Here is a 16,132-nt window from a genome sequence, read left to right on the forward strand (position 1 = left end):
CGGTCTGCGGGGCGTTCGCGTTTTCACGGGGGGGCGAAATCTTTTTTCAAAAATTTTTCGCTAACCCCTTGTGCATCAAAAGTTTTTCGGTAGAATGCGCGCCATCAAACGGAGCGTAGCGCAGCTTGGTAGCGCGTCTCGTTCGGGACGAGAAGGTCGCTGGTTCGAATCCAGTCGCTCCGACCAAATCCCGAAAAACCCGCCTAACGGCGGGTTTTTTATTGCCTGCGATTTTTCCTCAGACGAAGAATTCGCGGGCACAAAAAAGCCCGTCCACCAGGACGGGCTTTTTCATGGGCGAATCAGAGCTGCCCGGATTTGCGCAGCGCGACCTGCGACAGGGCGCTCCAGTCCAGCTCGCCGTCACCGTGAGCGATGGCTTCGAGCAGATTGTCACGCAGGAGGCTGGCGAGCGGCAGCGGCACCCGCTGCTCGTGCCCGGCCGATAGCGCCAGGCCGACGTCCTTGAGCCCCAGCACCAGGCGGAAGCCGGCCGGATCGAAGCGCTGCTCGGCGATCTGCGCGCCGTAGTTGCGGTAGACAGGCGCGTTGAACAGGGTGTTGCCCATGATCTCCATGAACTCGCCCGGTGCCACGCCGTAGGTCTTCACCAGCGCTGCACTTTCCCCCATCGCCTCGATGGCGCTGGCAATCATGAAGTTGCCGGCGATCTTCACCGCGACAGCGCGCAGCGGGTCGTCGCCCAGCGGCCAGGTCTTCTGCCCCAGCACGTCGAGTACCGGCTGCACCTTGGCAATGGCTGCTTCGGGGCCGGCCACCAGGATGTTCAGCTTGCCGGCGGCGGCGACGTCGGTGCGACCGAATACCGGCGCGGCGACGAATTCGACGCCCTGCTCGCGGTGCAGCTCGATCAGCTCACCGACGAAGGCGGTGGACAGCGTAGCCATGCTCAGGTGCACCAGGCCAGCCCTGGCCGAACCCAGGGCGCCGCTGTCGAGCAGCACGGCGCGGGTGGATGCATCGTCGGCCAGCATGGAGATCACCAGTTCGACATCGAACGCCTGCACGGGTGTAGCGGCAGCGATGGCGCCCAGCGCCACCAGCGACTCGGCGGCGCCGGGCGAGCGGTTCCACACGACGACCTGATGGCCGGCCTTGATGAGGTTGGCAGCCATGGCGGTGCCCATGCCGCCCAGCCCGATAAATCCGATCTTCATTGCAATGCACCTCACATCGGTTCACTGAGAAAAGGGAGAGCCGCCGAAAACCTCAGCAGCCGAGGAAAGCAGCGACCTGTGCGGCGTCGAAGGGCCAGTTGAGCTCGGCGCCGGAATCGCAGCGACGCAGCACGGGAATGGTCAGGCCGTACTGCTCGACCCACTCCTCGCGGTCGGCGATGTCCACCAGTTCGACCAGCAGACCGTGTTCCACGAAGGGCATCAGCACCGCTTCGGCTACTTCGCAGAGGTGGCAGCCAAGGGTGCCGAAGAGTTGGCATTCCGGGGGCATGGAGGGCTCCAGGGTTGACGACATGGATTCAGACTCCGGCGTGCTTGAGCAGCGTATCGGCCACGGCGCGGGCTTCTCGCCCCTGCTGCGCCGGGCCCTGCATGTGCGCCATCACCAATACGCCTTCGAGCAGGTACTGCAGCTGGCGCGCCAGGGCTTCCGGCTCCGTCGCACCCAATCGCGTCAGCTGGGCCGCAAAGAAGCGGCCGAGAAACGCCTTGTGCTCGGCGGCCTGCTGGTGGATGGGATGTTCGCGGTCGTGGAACTCGCCGGCGGCGTGGATGAAGGCGCAACCGCAGAAGTCCGGGCCGTTGAGCACTTCCTGCAGGCCGTCGAAGACCGCCAGGATCGCCTCGCGCGGTGCGAGGACGCGTTCGGCCGCTTCCACGCGCTCGACCATGCGGGCATGGCGCTCTTCCAGCGCCGCCATGATCAGCTCGTCCTTGGACTTGAAGTGCTTGTACAGCGTCATTTTCGCAACGCCCGACTCGGCGAGGATGCGGTCGATACCGGTGGCGTGATAGCCCTCGCGGTAGAACAGATCCTGGGCGGTGGTGAGCAGCAGCTCGCGTTTGCTGGATGCCATGGCATTACCTCCTGACCGGACATTATGCGCGAGGCTCGGCGCTCATGGGGAGCCGGGCCGCTGTCGAGGGCGACGGCGCGGATGCCGATTGGCGGACGGTCATTTCGCTTGAACTATACAGACCTGTCTGTCTAATATCTATCTCGTCGTCCCCACAACAATGCACAGGGCTCTCGCCATGAAACTCCACGACGTCGCGCTTTCCGGTAACTGCTACAAGGTTCGTCTGTTCCTCGGGCTCATCGGCCACAAGGCTGAGCTGGTGCCGGTGGACCTGCAGGGCGGCGCGCACAAGCGCCCGGCCTTCCTGGCGATCAACCCGCGCGGCCAGGTGCCAGCGTTGGAGGATGGCGAACTGCGCCTGGGCGATTCCCACGCCATCCTCGCCTACCTCGCCCGGCAGTACGCCGAGCCGCACTGGTACCCGCAGGACGCCGTTACCCAGGGGCGCATCGCCAACTGGCTGAGCTTCTCGGCCAACGAGGTGCAGCACGGGCTGGCGATGGCGCGGGTGATCCAGTTGTTCAAACGTCCCGGCGACCTGGCTGCCGCCCAGGCCAAGGGCCGTCATGCGCTGGAATTGCTGGACGCGACGCTGGCCGACCACCGCTGGTTGGCGCAGACGGACAAGCCGAGCATCGCCGACATTGCCGTCTACCCCTACGTCACTCTGGCGACGGAAGGCGGCCTGGAGCCATCCGGCTATCCCTATGTGCAGGACTGGCTGGCCCGTGTGCGCGCCCTGCCCGGCTACGTCGCGCAGCCCGCCTTCTGATTCCCTTCCGATTGGCCGCGCCGCCGCCCATGCGGCAGCGCTCTCTTCCGCTCCACGAAAAGGAAACCCCGATGCGCCTGCCATCCCTGCTATTGGCCGGACTGTTCGCCCTTGCCTGCCTGAGCGTCCAGGCCGCCGACCTGCGTTTCTCGCTGATACGCACCTCCGGCGTCACCACCCTGGATGCGTTCACCGTGGCAGGCGGCGACTGGACGCAGAAGGTGCCGCTCAACCACACCGCCGTACTGGTCCAGCACCACGCCGCCACCCTGCTGTTCGACACCGGGCTGGGCAGCCAGGCGGACGCCCAGTTCAAACAGGACATGCCCTGGTGGGACAAGCCACTGTTCCACTATGAAGGCCTTAAGCCGGCACGCGAGCAGTTGCAGGGAAGCGGCATCCGGATCGACCGGATCATCCTGTCGCACGCCCACTGGGACCATGCCTCGGGACTGTCGGACTTCCCGGAAGTCCCGGTCTGGGCGACCTATGACGAGATCAACTACGCGCATATCGCCCAGCCGCCGGCGGTTTTCCCCAGTCAGTTCCGCCATCCGGTGAAGTGGGTGCCCTTCCAGTTCGAGTCGGGGCCATTCCTGGGCTACGACCGCAGTCTCGACCTGTTCGGCGACGGCAGCCTGGTGCTGGTGCCCATGCGCGGCCATACACCCGGCTCGGTCGGCCTGTTCATCACCCTCGATGATGGCCGGCGCTTCTTCTTCAGCGGCGACACCACCTGGCGCCTGTCCGGCTTCACCGGCCCCCGAGAGAAGTTCTGGGTCAGCCGCAAACTGGTGGACAGCGACCGCGACCAGACACTGGCCGAAGTGGCCCGCGTCCACGAACTGATGCTTGCCTATCCAAAGCTGACCGTGGTGCCCGCCCATGACGCCCAGGTGCAGGACAAACTCGGCTACTACCCCCACTGGATTCAGTGAAAGCCACGCCAGCCGCAGTCCGACGCTTCAATAGCCAGCTTACTAATCAGCGACTAAGGTCTAAGGGTCGTCAACATTCGGTAATGATTTAGTAGATAGGCTGTAACAGATTGACATGCCGCCCCTGATCCAGTCGGCATCATCAAACTGCCCCAAGCGCTCGAGGAGACAATAACAATGAGCAAGACCCCGATCGCCCGTGCCGTGGCTTTGGCCGCGCTGGGTACCAGCTTTATCCTTCCGACACTCGCCCACGCTGACTTCATCAAGGACAGCAAGGCTTCCGTCGAACTGCGTAACTTCTACTTCAATCGTGACTTCCGCCAGGACAGCCCGGCCCCCACTCAGAACAAAGCCGAGGAATGGGCCCAGGGCTTCATCCTCAAATACGAATCGGGCTACACCGACGGCACCATCGGTGTCGGCGTCGACGCCCTGGGCACCCTGGGCCTGAAACTCGATTCCTCGCCCGACCGCAGCGGCACCGGTCTGCTGCAGCGCTCACGCAGCGACAACCGCGCCGAGGACAGCTACGGCGACCTGGGCGTTACCGCCAAGCTGCGCGCGTCCAAGACCACCCTGAAGGGCGGCACCCTGATGCCGAAGATGCCGGTGGTGCAATTCAACGACACCCGCCTGCTGCCGCAGACCTTCAGCGGCTTCGCCCTGAACTCCGCCGAACTCGACGGCCTGACCGTCGACGGTGGCCGCCTCTACCAGGTCAACCAGCGCGACTCCTCGGACTACGAGGACATGACCATCACCGGCGGCGGCAAGCGCAACATCAAGCTCGGCGATAGCCTCACCTCCAACAAGTTCCTGTTTGGCGGCCTCACCTACAAGTGGACCGATAGCCTGAGCACCAGCTACCACTACGGCGGCCTGGAAGACATCTACAAACAGCACTACCTGGGCCTGATCCATGTGCTGCCGATCGCCGACAAGCAATCGCTGAAATCCGACATCCGCTGGGCCAAGTCCGATGACGATGGCGGCAGCAACGTCGACAACAAGGCGCTCAACGCCATGTTCACCTATGCCCTGGGCTACCATGCCTTCGGCGTCGGCTACCAGAAGATGAGCGGCGACACCGGCTTCGCCTACATCAACGGCACCGACCCCTACCTGGTGAACTACATCCAGATCGGCGACTTCGCCAACAAGGACGAGAAGTCCTGGCAGGCGCGCTACGACTACAACTTCGCCGGCCTCGGCATTCCCGGCCTGACCTTCATGACCCGCTACGTGAAAGGCGACAACATCGACCTGATCACCACCGACGGCGAAGGCAAGGAATGGGAACGCGACACCGACATCGCCTACGTCTTCCAGGACGGCCCGTTGAAAAACCTGGGCGTGAAGTGGCGCAACGCGACCATGCGCACCAACTACACCAACGACTACGACGAGAACCGCCTGATCGTCAGCTACACCATGCCGCTCTGGTAACCCACACGGCATGACGAAGAAGCCCGGCATCTGCCGGGCTTTTTTTGCTCTTTTTCAGGAGCGAGCCTGCTCGCGAACCTCTCTACCGCCACTCCGGCGCGAAGCGTTCGCGAGCAAGCTCGCTCCTGCAACATCCTTCAGTCCTGGCTGAGCGCACCGATCTTGTGGATCGACAGGTCCGCCCCGTAGTACTCCTCTTCCTTCGTCAGACGGATGCCCACGGCCGACTTCACCAGTCCGTACACCAGCAGGCCGCCGGCGAAGGCCACGGTCACACCGAGCAACGTACCGACCGCCTGACTGGCCAGGCTGACCCCACCCAGGCCGCCGAGCGCCTGTTGGCCGAAGATGCCACAGGCGACGCCGCCCCAGGCACCGCACAGGCCATGCAGCGGCCAGACGCCCAGCACATCGTCGATCTTCCAGCGCACCTGGGTCGCGGTGAACGCCCAGACGAACAGCGCACCCGCCACCATGCCGGTCGCCAGGGCACCGATCGGGTGCATCAGGTCGGAGCCGGCGCAGACCGCCACCAGTCCGGCCAGCGGGCCGTTGTGCAGGAAGCCCGGATCATTGCGACCGACCAGCAGCGACGCCACCGTGCCGCCGACCATCGCCAGCAATGAGTTCACCGCCACCAGGCCGCTGGCGCCAGCCAGCGACTGAGCGCTCATCACGTTGAAGCCGAACCAGCCGACGATGAGAATCCAGGAGCCCGCCGCCAGGAATGGAATGTTCGACGGCGCGAAGGCCACCAGGCGCCCCTCGCGATAACGACCATTGCGCTGCCCCAGCAGCACAACCGCCGCCAGCGCCAGCCAGCCGCCAAAGGCGTGCACCACCACGGAACCGGCAAAATCATGGAAGGCCGCACCAAACTCGGCCTTGAGCCAGTCCTGGAAGCCGAAGTTGCCGTTCCAGATCAACCCTTCGAAGAAGGGATAGACAAAGGCGACGATCAGCGCGGTCGCCATCAACTGCGGGCCGAACTTTGCCCGCTCGGCGATGCCGCCCGAGATGATCGCGGGAATCGCTGCGGCGAAGGTCAGCAGGAAAAAGAACTTCACCAGCGCGTAGCCGTTTTCGTGCGTCAGTTGCGCCGCCGGCTGTAGAAAGGTCACGCCATAGGCGATCCAGTAGCCGACGAAGAAGTAGGCCAGGGCCGAGATAGCGAAGTCCGAGAGAATCTTCGACAGGGCATTCACCTGATTCTTCAGGCGCACCGTACCCACTTCCAGGAAGGCGAAGCCCGCGTGCATGGCCAGCACCATGACCGCGCCCATCAGGAGGAACAGCGTGTTGGAACCGTGGACCAGCGTCTCTACGGCACTATTGAGGTTTTCCATCGCTACAGGCAGCCCCGGAGGTCAAGGGGAAAGCACCAAAACGGCTCGCGGCGCCCCCGAGTCGCACCACGCTGAAGCAGCGGTGCACCACAGAGGAGCCGAGCGCTGAACCAGAATGGCCCACGAGCCATCCGACCAGCTTCGCAATTTCCTGTACTTCCTTATGTTTTTCAGTGGTTTGAGCTCATATTCCCAGCCGCTCCAGGCACCGGGAACGCCCCGCCGTGGGGCGCTCGGCTCTCCATGCGCACCAGAGAAATGCAAGCGGCATACCACCAGTGAAACCATCAGCGACTAGGCTTCAACTCGCACCCGAGAGCGGCCCCAGGGTGAATTTATGAGAAACTTTCTTCCGCCCCTGGGGCTCGAAAACTAGGAACCTCAACCCGCACAAGGAGCATCACATGCCTCGCAAGACCGCAGTGAACGCCGCCAAGGATGAACTCCTGGCCGAATTCCAGGCCCTCGTCAGCGACACCGAGAAACTCCTGCAGAGCTCGGCTGACCTGGCCGGCGCCGAAGCCGATCAGATGCGCGCGCAGATCCACGAGAGCCTCAAGCGTGCCCGCGATGCCATCTACTCGACCAAGGACTCCGTGCGCGACCAGGGCAAGGCCGCCGTGGACGCCACCGAAGACTATGTCGGTGACCACCCGTGGCAGGCCGTGGGTATCGCCGCCGGTGTCGGCTTCCTCCTCGGCCTGCTGGTCAGCCGGCGCTGATCCATGAGCGACGGAATGGACGCCGGGCCGAAGAATTCGGCCAACTCCCCTTCCCCGCGGCGCTTCGGCGCCGCGGTTCTGGGCCTGCTGCACGGGCACGTCGAGCTGCTCGGCATCGAATTGCAGGAGCAGAAGACCCGCACCGTGCAGATGCTGCTGATGGCCGGCCTCGCGCTGGTCTTCGCCCTGCTGCTGCTGGTTGCCCTGTCGGTGCTGGTACTGATCCTGTTCTGGGACAGTTACCGCCTGCAGGCCGCCATCGGACTCTGCCTCTTCTACATCGGCGGCAGCCTGTTCTGCGCCTGGCGGCTGCACATGCTGGTCAGCGACGAGAGCTCGCCGTTCAGCGCCACCCTCGAAGAACTGGCCCGCGACCGGGAGCGACTGTTGCCATGAGCGAAATGCCCGATGCCCGCAACCTGACCCGCGCCGAACTGCGCAAGGCCATCATCCGCCTGCGCCTGGAAATGCAGCGCCAGCAGATCCGCCAGGAAGGCGAATTGCTGCTGCAACCCCTGAAACAGGCACGCAGCCTCGGCCAGAACCTGCGAAGCGGCCTGGGCGCCAGCACCCCGCTCTGGGGCGCTGGCGGCGCCGCGGCCCTTGCCCTGCTTCTCGGCCGCAAACGCCGCTGGGTGCGCCTGCTGCGCGTCGGCATCGCCCTCCTGCCGATCATCCTGCAGATGCGCAGCAAGCCCGAGCCCAACGACCCGCCCGCCCCCTCGACGCACCTCTGACGTCTAGACTGGCCACATTCTTGCTAAGTGACACTGAGCTGCGCGAGAGCGCTTTCCTGTCACGCCACTAAGGATGTGTCCCTTGATCGACGGGCAACCCATCGCCTGCTTCCAGCCCTTCATCGACACCGCGACCGGCCTGATCGCCGGTGTCGAGGCACTGGGCCGGTTGCGCCAGGACAACGGCGACCTGCAATCGGTAGGCCCGCTGTTCTTCAACCCGCGAGTCGGCCTGGCCGAACTGCGCCGTCTCGACCGGCAGATCCGCGACGCCGCCCTCGCCCGCATCCATGAAGCGCCCAAGGACTGGTTCCTCAGCCTGAACATCTCGCCACGCTGGATCAGCCGACTTCGTCCGAACCAGCCGCTGCCCAGCCTCAAGCAACTGCAGCAGCAAGGCGTACCACCAGAGCGCGTGGTCTTCGAAATCACCGAACTGGGCGGTGCCCACCAGCGCCTGCCGGAAGTGGTCGCGCGCTACCGCGATGCCGGCGCACGCATCGCCATCGACGACTTCGGTGCCGGCTACTCGCAGCTGGACCGCGTTCTGGCGCTGCAGCCGGACATCCTCAAGCTGGACATGCGCCTGTTCCAGGAAGCCGCCCGCGGCGGTCCCAGCGGCGAAGTGGTGAAGGCCCTGGCGCAGATGGCGGAGAAAACCGGCTGCTGGATCATCGCCGAGGGCGTGGAAACCGAAGAGGAAATGGACTTCGCCCTGGAATGCGGCGCACGCTACGTGCAAGGCTTTCTGTTCGCCAGACCGGCCTTGGAGTTCCCTGCCAGCGACGCCTTCCGCGAAGCCTTCGCCCAGCGCCGCGACCACTACGTGCATCGCAAGCTGCAGGAGCGCTCCAACCTCATCCAGCTGCGCCAGCAACTCTCCGAACTGATGAACATGCTGCGCCCCTGGGCGGAGGGCGGCGCCATGCTCAGCAGCCTGCCGCCGGCGCCGGAATCCTTCAGCCGCCTGCTACGCATCTACCAGTGTGACCGCCACGGCACCCAGACTTCGCCGAACCTGGAATGGAACGGCCTTTTCTGGAAGGAGAACCGCCGCTACCTGGGCCACAACTGGTCCTGGCGCCCCTACTTCTACCAGTTGCTCGCCGAGGGCTGGGAAGAGCGCCGCCTGACACTCTCCAATACTTACCGCGACGCCACCACCAACCAGTACTGCATGACCGCCGGCCAGTTCATCGACCAGGGTCGACGACTTCTGCTCATCGACATCGATGCCGAAGGCCTCTAGCGCGACGATTGAGATTGCCGGCGCGAACGGCTAGCGTTGCCGGTAACTCTCTCGATTGCGGAAAGAAGAATGGATTGGCACACCCTGCTCCCCCGGGAGCGCCTCGGCAAACCGGTGCACAGCAGCGCCGAACTCGGCCGCAGCGCCTTCCACAAGGACCACGACCGCATCATCTTCTCCGGCGCCTTCCGCCGCCTGGGGCGCAAGACCCAGGTGCACCCGGTATCGAGCAACGACCACATTCATACCCGCCTGACCCACTCACTGGAGGTCGGCTGCGTCGGCCGCTCGCTGGGCATGCGCGTTGGCGAGATCATTCGTGACCGCCTGCCGGATTGGTGCGACCCGGCGGACATGGGCGTGATCGTGCAGTCCGCCTGCCTCGCCCACGACATCGGCAACCCGCCCTTCGGCCACTCCGGCGAAGACGCCATCCGCCACTGGTTCCAGCAGGCTGCCGGGCGCGGCTGGCTGGATGGCATGAGCGAGGAGGAGCGCTCCGACTTCCTGCACTTCGAGGGCAACGCCCAGGGCTTCCGCGTACTCACACAGCTCGAATACCACCAGTTCGACGGCGGCACCCGCCTGACCTACGCCACCCTAGGCACCTACCTGAAATACCCCTGGACAGCGCGCCACGCCGACTCCCTCGGCTACAAGAAGCACAAGTTCGGCTGCTATCGCAGCGAACTGCCACTGCTGGAGCAGATCACCCACAAGCTGGGCATGCCGCAACTGGAAGACGAACGCTGGGCGCGCCACCCGCTGGTCTACCTGATGGAGGCCGCGGACGACATCTGCTACGGCCTGATCGACCTGGAAGACGGCGTGGAAATGGAACTGCTCGACTACAGCGAAGTGGAAGCGCTGCTGCTCGACCTGGTCGGCGACGACCTGCCGGAAACCTACCGTCAGCTCGGCCCGAAGGACTCTCGCCGGCGCAAGCTGGCCATCCTGCGCGGCAAGGCCATCGAGCACCTGACCAACGCCGCCGCCCGCGCGTTCGTCGAACAGGAAAAGACCCTGCTCGCGGGAAGCCTGCAAGGCGACCTGGTAGAGCACATGCACGGCCCGGCCAAGCGCTGCGTGCAACGCGCGAAGGCGATGGCGAGGGAGAAGATATTCCAGGACAAGCGCAAGACCCTTCACGAGATCGGCGCCTACACCACCCTGGAAATCCTGCTGAACTCTTTCTGTGGCGCCGTGCTGGAGCAACACCGCCAGAGCACGCCGTCGTTCAAGCACCAGCGGATCCTCGACTTGCTGAGCCACTACGCGCCAGACCCGAGCTGGACGCTCTATCGCTCCTTCTTGCGTGTAACAGACTTCATCGCCGGGATGACCGACAGCTATGCCACCGAGATGGCACGGGAAATGACTGGCCGTTCCAGCCCGAGCTGAAGCGGCCGCGCAAGCTAGGCGGCCAGCTTGCGCAATTGCTGCAGCAGATCGTCCTGCAAGGCCGCCATTGCCTGCTCCACCGCCAATGCGCGATTACCCAGCTCCCGGCTGTCGAGACCATCCTTGCAACCACCCTCGAGCTTGCTGCAGAGGTCCTGGAGCGTGTCCGCATTGACCAGTCGCGCCGCGCCCTTCATACGGTGGGCCAGCTCGGCCAGCTGCTTCCAGTCGCCAGCCTCCCAGAGCGGCCGGACCTGATCGATATCGATCCGGTTGCTGCTGTGCAACTCCTCCAGCAGGCGGCGGATCAGGCCGGGATTTCCGCCGGTCATCTCGCGCAGCGACTTCAGGTCGAACCCATCGACCCGCTTTTCCACAGCGGCCTGATCGTCGTGGGCAGATGACATCTTCGGCACTGCATCCAGTCGTGCACGCAGGTTATCCAGGCCTATGGGCTTGAACAGGCAATCATCCATGCCGGCCCGCCGGCAGTTCTCGATCTCGTCGGGCTGGGCGTTGGCGGTAAACCCGAAGATCACGCAGGGTTCGGCTTCCATCTCCTGTTCAAGCTCGCGAATTCGCCGAGCCAGACCATAGCCGTTGAGCACCGGCATATTGCAGTCGGTGATCACCAGATCGAAGTCACCCGGATGCCACAGCTGCAATGCCTGGGAGCCGTCGGAAGCCACCTCGACCTGATGCCCCAGGTGCTCCAGTTGCTGGGTCAGCAGCATCCGGTTGGCCACATGGTCGTCGACCACCAGGACCTTCAGCGACTGGACAGTCCTCGGCACCGCCACGGCGTGCCCCACCTCGCATTCGGGCAGGCTTTCCAGGGTCTGCAGCAACAGCCGCACCGTGACCGTGGTGCCCTCGCCGGGCCGGCTTTCCAGGCGCACAGTGCCCCCCATCATCTCCGCCAGCTTGCGGCAGATGGTAAGACCCAGCCCTGTGCCCCCTCGATTCGCATTACCACTACGGGCCACCTGGCTGAAGGGTTCGAACAGCTGGCGCTGTTCATCCTCGGAAATACCGATACCGCTGTCCTGCACACTGACCTCGAGGGCCAGGCGCTCGCCTGCAACACGCTCGCCGTAGACGCGAATCTTCACATGGCCGAAGTCCGTGAACTTGATGGCGTTGCTGACCAGGTTCGACAGGATCTGCTTGAACCGCAGCGGATCGATCAACACATCGCAGGCGGCTTCCGCCTCGATTTCCAGCCTGAGTTCCAGCGCCTTCTGCCGCGCCAGCCCATCGAAGACACGCGCAACGGACTCCACCAACTCGCGCAGGTGAGCACGCTCCGGCATCAACGTCAGACGCCCGGACTCGATCTTCGCCACATCGAGGATGTCGCCGATCAGCGTCAACAGCGAGCGCGCCGAATCGTAAGCGACCTCGACCGGCTCGCGCTCCCAGTGCCCCTGGCTCGCGCGGGTGAGCGCCAACTCGAGCATGCCGATCACCGCGTTCATCGGCGTGCGGATCTCATGGCTCATGGTCGCGAGGAAGGTACTCTTCGCGCGGCTGGCTTCCTCGGCCTGCTCCTTCGCCGCTTCAAGCTGGTGGTGCAGCCGCTCGCGCTCGGTAACATCGATCCAGCCCGTCACCACGCCGGAAATATCACCACCCGGCCCGCGGTAAGGAGTGGCCCAGTAATGTATTTCCCGAACCTCGTCGCGAATCTGCAGGATCAGATCGGAGGCTACTTTCCCGTCCTGCTCCATGGCCTGCTGGTGAATCAACTGCAATGTCTGTGCGTCGTGCGCCTGCAACCAGGGGCAATCGTTGACCTGGGAACCTTCCACCGAGTCGCGCGGCATTCCGGTTTCCTTGAGGAAACCGATATTGCAGGTGACCAGTCGCCCATCACGATCACGTACCGCCACGGGCTGGGGAATACCATCGATCAGTGCGCGCTTGAATTCGAGGCGGTAACTGAGCTCTTTCTCCGATTCCCGGCGGCGGCGCACCTTGCGCCAGAGCCACCCGTTCCACAGCAATACGATGAGCAATGCCATCGCTGCCGCCCAGGCGAGCTGGATGAATTGCTTGCGGTAGCCCTGCCAGACGCTGTCCGGCCTGTCCACGCTGGCAGACCAGCGCGTGGTGATGTTGCTCAGGTCTTCGGGCGCGATGGCCAGTAGCGCCTTGTTCAGGATACTGAGCAGCTCCGGGTCCGCCTGCGACACCGCCAGCGAGAACTGCCCGGGCTCGCTGTCCAGGGCCAGGGCGATCTTGAGATCCGGGTAATAGCGGGAGATCAGGTAGTTGGCAGACGACAACAGGTGAATGCCGGCGTCCACCTTGCCTTCACTGATCATGGAAAGGTCGTCGACATTGTTCTCGACCTCCAGCAGTTTCACTTGCGGGTGGCGGGCGCGCATGAAGTCCGCGATGACGGAGCCTCTGGGAACGGCGACGCTGTGACCATCGAGATCGTCCAGGCTTTGCAGCCAATCGCTCCCCTCTGGCACCACGACAACGAAGGACGCGGTCATGTAGGGGCGCGTAAAACTCAGCCACTCCTCGCGCTGGCCAGTCGGAGTCAGCGCCGCAATCACATCAGCCTTGCCCGTACGCACCTGCTCCAGCATCGCCGTGACGCTTGGCTGCGGGCGCACATCGAATTCGACGCCGGTACGGCTCTGGACAAGCTGCAGCAGGTCGGCGGCAATCCCTCGGAACTGGCCCTGGGCATCGAAGAACGACACGGGAGCCAACGCCTGGTCGATCACGACCTTGGGCCGCGGGTGACGGTCCACCCAACGCTGCTCCTGAGGCGTCAGGATGAGACGCTGGCCGGCGATGGGGCTGCCGCCGCCGGGACTCCAGCGTCGTTGAATGGCCGTCTGGGCCTGACGTGGAATCGCGCTCAGAGTGCGGTCGATGATGGCCAGCAACGTCCGGTCGGAAGCGTTCAGGGCAAAACTGAATCCCTGGCCATTGAAGCTGGCAAAGTTGAGGAGCTTGAGATTGGCCAGGTATCCCTGGCTGATCAGGTATTGCGCACTGAAGGCATCGCCGACGAAGAGGTCCGCCTGACCGAAGGCAGTCGAAGACCACCCCTTCCAGCTGATCGCCACGCAAATGCAACTGAACAGACTGGGCTTCTTCCGATTGACGCCGGCTCTCGATGCCAATGAAGCGCGCGAGGAATGTGCACGCCGCAACGAACCTTTCGACTTGCTGCTCTGCGATATCAACCTGCCGGATACTGACGGCATAGAACTGCTCGGCGAACTGGCCGAAGCCGGTCATATTCGCCAAGCGGTCTTCCTGAGTTGCCGTGATACCGAAGAGCTGCAGGCCCTGCAGAAAACCCTGCGCGAACAGGGTTTACCCGTCCTGGCCTGCCTGTCCAAGCCACTCAATGAATGGGCGCTGCTGCAAATCCTGGAAAAGGACGAGGGCCTCAGGGCGCGGGCAGATTGACTGGCTGGTCCGGGTACCACGCATCGATCAGCGGGCTGAGGCTGAAACCTGCGAGTTCCGGCTGCTGCTTCAGCCATCCGTCGATCAATTCGCGCTGCTCCTCGCTCACCGAGCCGCGCCGGGCGAGGCAGATGAATCCGTACTCGTCGCAACCGCTATAGACCAGATCGTTGGGTTCGACGGCGACGCCCGCGAATCGCTTCATGAAAGCGCCAACAGCCTCTTCGCCTGTGCCTTCCTTGTACTGAAAACTCAGTTCGAAGCCGAGCTCCTGGAACTCATCGACACACAACTTCTTGCGTAAACGACGGGAACGATGGGTCGCCATCTGAATCTCTCCTCAGGAGGGCTTTCGCCGCTCGATGCACGAATGTGCCCGGAACATATCCGGGACTTGCGCGAACAATGTCCCGATGCGCCTCTGCGTGACGACCGGCATCCGAAGGCCAGCGCATCCTGGAACGGCTTGCGGCATAATGTGCCGCAGCTCCCGGTCCAACAGGGAGTATTTCATCTGTAGTGTTGCGCTTCATCTTTTCATTTTTTCAAGTCAATGCCCGACCACTGGGATGTCATCTTTTCTATGTTCAAGTCTCTGCGTGTCCTCGCTCTCGCTACCTTATTGCCCTTCGCCTTGCCGGCCGTTGCCCAGATCAACAGCACCCTGCCCGAACGTGTACAGAAAGCGCTGAGGGCCAGCAAACTCACCGACGATGCCCTGTCGCTGGTGATGATCCCTCTGGAAGGCCCCGGTAACGCCACCTATTTCAACGCCGACGTCTCGGTGAACCCGGCGTCGACCATGAAGCTGTTCACCACCTATGCCGCCCTGGAAATGCTCGGCCCGACCTACCAGTGGCAGACTGAGTTCTACACCGACGGCCAGCTCAAGGACGGCACCCTCAACGGCAACCTCTATCTCAAGGGCGGCGGCGATCCGAAGCTGAACCTGGAGAAGCTCTGGCTGATGATGCGCGACCTGCGCGCCAACGGCGTGAACAAGGTCACCGGCGACCTGGTGCTGGATCGCAGCTATTTCAACATCCCGCAACTGCCGGTCTTCAACGACGACGGCGGCGACGACAACAAGCCGTTCCTGGTCGGCCCGGACTCGCTGATGGTCAACCTGAAGAGCGTGCGCCTGGTGATCCGCACCGAAGGCAGCAAGGCCACCGTGCTGATGGACCCGCCACTGGCGAACGTGCGCATCGACAACCAGATCCAGGTGAGCAAGGCCGCGGCCTGCCCGGCCTGGCCGAAACTGCGCTTCAGCCCGGTGACCCAGTTCGACGGCACCTCGCTGGTCGCCACCGGGCAGATTCCGCAGGGCTGCAGCGCCCAGACCTACATGTCCCTGCTCGAGCACCCTGCCTACACCGCCGGCGCAGTACGCGGCATCTGGCAAGAGCTGGGCGGCAGCATCCTCGGCAAGGACCGCGAAGGCACCGTGCCGAAGAACGCCACCCTGGTGGCCCGCGCCATGTCGCCAGACGTCGTGGAAATCATCCGCGACATCAACAAGTTCAGTAACAACACCATGGCCCGCCAGCTGTTCCTCTCGGTCGGCCGCCAATATCGCAATGGCGCCGACGCGGACGACGCCCAGGCTGCCCAGCGGGTGATCCGCCAATGGCTGGCGCGCAAGGGCATCACCGCAAGCCACCTGGTGATGGAAAACGGTTCGGGCCTGTCCCGCGACGAGCGAGTCAGCGCCCGCGAAATGGCCGCCATGCTCCAGGCCGCGTGGCACAGCCCCTACGCTGCGGAGTACATCTCCTCGCTGCCGATCGTGGCCAAGGACGGCACCATGCGCAAACGCCTGCGTGGCACGCCCATGGCCGGCGAAGCCCACGTGAAGACCGGCACCCTGAACACCGTGCGCGCGCTCGCCGGCTTCAGCCGCGACGCCAACGGCCGCACCTGGGTCGTCGTGGCGATCCTCAACAGCAACCGGCCATGGGGCGCCTCGTCGATCCTCGACCAGGTGTTGCTGGACCTCTACAGCAGCACTAAGCGCTGAC

General features: G+C 63.9%; 16 protein-coding genes and 1 tRNA gene. 11 read left to right on the forward strand and 6 right to left on the reverse strand.

The window, feature by feature from the left end:
- Nucleotides 1-109 precede the first annotated feature (109 nt).
- A tRNA-Pro gene (locus tag UB43_RS13610) sits at nt 110-186 on the forward strand.
- Between the two features lie 116 nt (nt 187-302).
- On the opposite strand, the gene UB43_RS13615 is transcribed toward UB43_RS13610, so the two are convergent.
- From UB43_RS13615 to UB43_RS13625, 3 genes are read right to left on the reverse strand one after another with little or no spacing between them, the layout of a single operon-like run.
- Entirely contained in the window at nt 303-1,178 is an 876-nt protein-coding gene (locus UB43_RS13615) for an NAD(P)-dependent oxidoreductase (protein ID WP_045211740.1), read from the reverse strand.
- A gap of 52 nt (nt 1,179-1,230) precedes the next feature.
- Nucleotides 1,231-1,470, reverse strand: a complete 240-nt coding sequence (locus UB43_RS13620) for a glutaredoxin family protein (protein ID WP_045211742.1) — start codon at nt 1,468-1,470, stop codon at nt 1,231-1,233.
- 28 nt (nt 1,471-1,498) lie between these two features.
- Nucleotides 1,499-2,056: a TetR/AcrR family transcriptional regulator gene (locus UB43_RS13625; RefSeq protein ID WP_045211744.1), complete on the reverse strand. Its 558-nt coding sequence runs from the start codon at nt 2,054-2,056 to the stop codon at nt 1,499-1,501.
- Between the two features lie 178 nt (nt 2,057-2,234).
- Here UB43_RS13625 and UB43_RS13630 point away from each other — a divergent pair, with 178 nt between their 5' ends.
- The 3 genes from UB43_RS13630 (at nt 2,235) to UB43_RS13640 (ending at nt 5,218) form a co-directional block, all read left to right on the forward strand.
- On the forward strand, nt 2,235-2,831 hold the full coding sequence (locus UB43_RS13630) for a glutathione S-transferase family protein (protein ID WP_045211747.1): 597 nt from the start codon (nt 2,235-2,237) through the stop codon (nt 2,829-2,831).
- Between the two features lie 71 nt (nt 2,832-2,902).
- Complete coding sequence (locus UB43_RS13635) at nt 2,903-3,769, forward strand: MBL fold metallo-hydrolase (RefSeq protein ID WP_082085838.1); 867 nt, start codon at nt 2,903-2,905, stop codon at nt 3,767-3,769.
- A gap of 177 nt (nt 3,770-3,946) precedes the next feature.
- Nucleotides 3,947-5,218 (forward strand): OprD family porin, encoded by a 1,272-nt coding sequence (locus UB43_RS13640; RefSeq protein ID WP_045211749.1) that lies wholly within the window; start codon nt 3,947-3,949, stop codon nt 5,216-5,218.
- Between the two features lie 137 nt (nt 5,219-5,355).
- On the opposite strand, the gene UB43_RS13645 is transcribed toward UB43_RS13640, so the two are convergent.
- Nucleotides 5,356-6,564, reverse strand: coding sequence for an ammonium transporter (locus tag UB43_RS13645; RefSeq protein ID WP_045211751.1), 1,209 nt, complete (start codon nt 6,562-6,564; stop codon nt 5,356-5,358).
- A gap of 404 nt (nt 6,565-6,968) precedes the next feature.
- On the opposite strand from UB43_RS13645, the gene UB43_RS13650 reads away from it, so the two are divergent.
- From UB43_RS13650 to UB43_RS13670, 5 genes are all read left to right on the forward strand, one after another.
- Nucleotides 6,969-7,286, forward strand: coding sequence for a YqjD family protein (locus tag UB43_RS13650; RefSeq protein WP_045211754.1), 318 nt, complete (start codon nt 6,969-6,971; stop codon nt 7,284-7,286).
- Nucleotides 7,287-7,301: 15 nt separating this feature from the next.
- On the forward strand, nt 7,302-7,682 hold the full coding sequence (locus tag UB43_RS13655) for a phage holin family protein (RefSeq protein ID WP_371318994.1): 381 nt from the start codon (nt 7,302-7,304) through the stop codon (nt 7,680-7,682).
- Nucleotides 7,679-8,023 (forward strand): hypothetical protein, encoded by a 345-nt coding sequence (locus UB43_RS13660; protein WP_045211759.1) that lies wholly within the window; start codon nt 7,679-7,681, stop codon nt 8,021-8,023. The genes UB43_RS13655 and UB43_RS13660 overlap by 4 nt, the downstream gene beginning before the upstream one ends.
- 82 nt (nt 8,024-8,105) lie before the next feature.
- Nucleotides 8,106-9,272, forward strand: a complete 1,167-nt coding sequence (locus UB43_RS13665) for an EAL domain-containing protein (RefSeq protein ID WP_045211761.1) — start codon at nt 8,106-8,108, stop codon at nt 9,270-9,272.
- A 69-nt stretch (nt 9,273-9,341) separates the two neighbouring features.
- Complete coding sequence (locus tag UB43_RS13670) at nt 9,342-10,673, forward strand: deoxyguanosinetriphosphate triphosphohydrolase (RefSeq protein WP_045211764.1); 1,332 nt, start codon at nt 9,342-9,344, stop codon at nt 10,671-10,673.
- A gap of 14 nt (nt 10,674-10,687) precedes the next feature.
- Here UB43_RS13670 and UB43_RS13675 read toward each other — a convergent pair whose 3' ends face one another.
- A complete protein-coding gene (locus tag UB43_RS13675; RefSeq protein WP_256205162.1) occupies nt 10,688-13,762 on the reverse strand; it encodes an ATP-binding protein in 3,075 nt (1,024 codons plus the stop codon).
- Between the two features lie 4 nt (nt 13,763-13,766).
- On the opposite strand from UB43_RS13675, the gene UB43_RS13680 reads away from it, so the two are divergent.
- Nucleotides 13,767-14,111, forward strand: coding sequence for a response regulator (locus UB43_RS13680; RefSeq protein WP_082085839.1), 345 nt, complete (start codon nt 13,767-13,769; stop codon nt 14,109-14,111).
- Here the strand turns inward: UB43_RS13680 and UB43_RS13685 are convergent.
- Nucleotides 14,092-14,439, reverse strand: a complete 348-nt coding sequence (locus UB43_RS13685) for a YggL family protein (protein ID WP_045211769.1) — start codon at nt 14,437-14,439, stop codon at nt 14,092-14,094. The genes UB43_RS13680 and UB43_RS13685 overlap by 20 nt on opposite strands.
- Nucleotides 14,440-14,694: 255 nt before the next feature.
- Here UB43_RS13685 and dacB point away from each other — a divergent pair, with 255 nt between their 5' ends.
- Complete coding sequence (gene dacB, locus UB43_RS13690; RefSeq protein WP_045211772.1) at nt 14,695-16,131, forward strand: D-alanyl-D-alanine carboxypeptidase/D-alanyl-D-alanine-endopeptidase; 1,437 nt, start codon at nt 14,695-14,697, stop codon at nt 16,129-16,131.
- Nucleotide 16,132: the final 1 nt, after the last annotated feature.

Origin of the sequence: Pseudomonas sp. 21 (genome assembly GCF_000955805.1) — a bacterium.
Taxonomy (GTDB): Bacteria; Pseudomonadota; Gammaproteobacteria; order Pseudomonadales; family Pseudomonadaceae; genus Pseudomonas.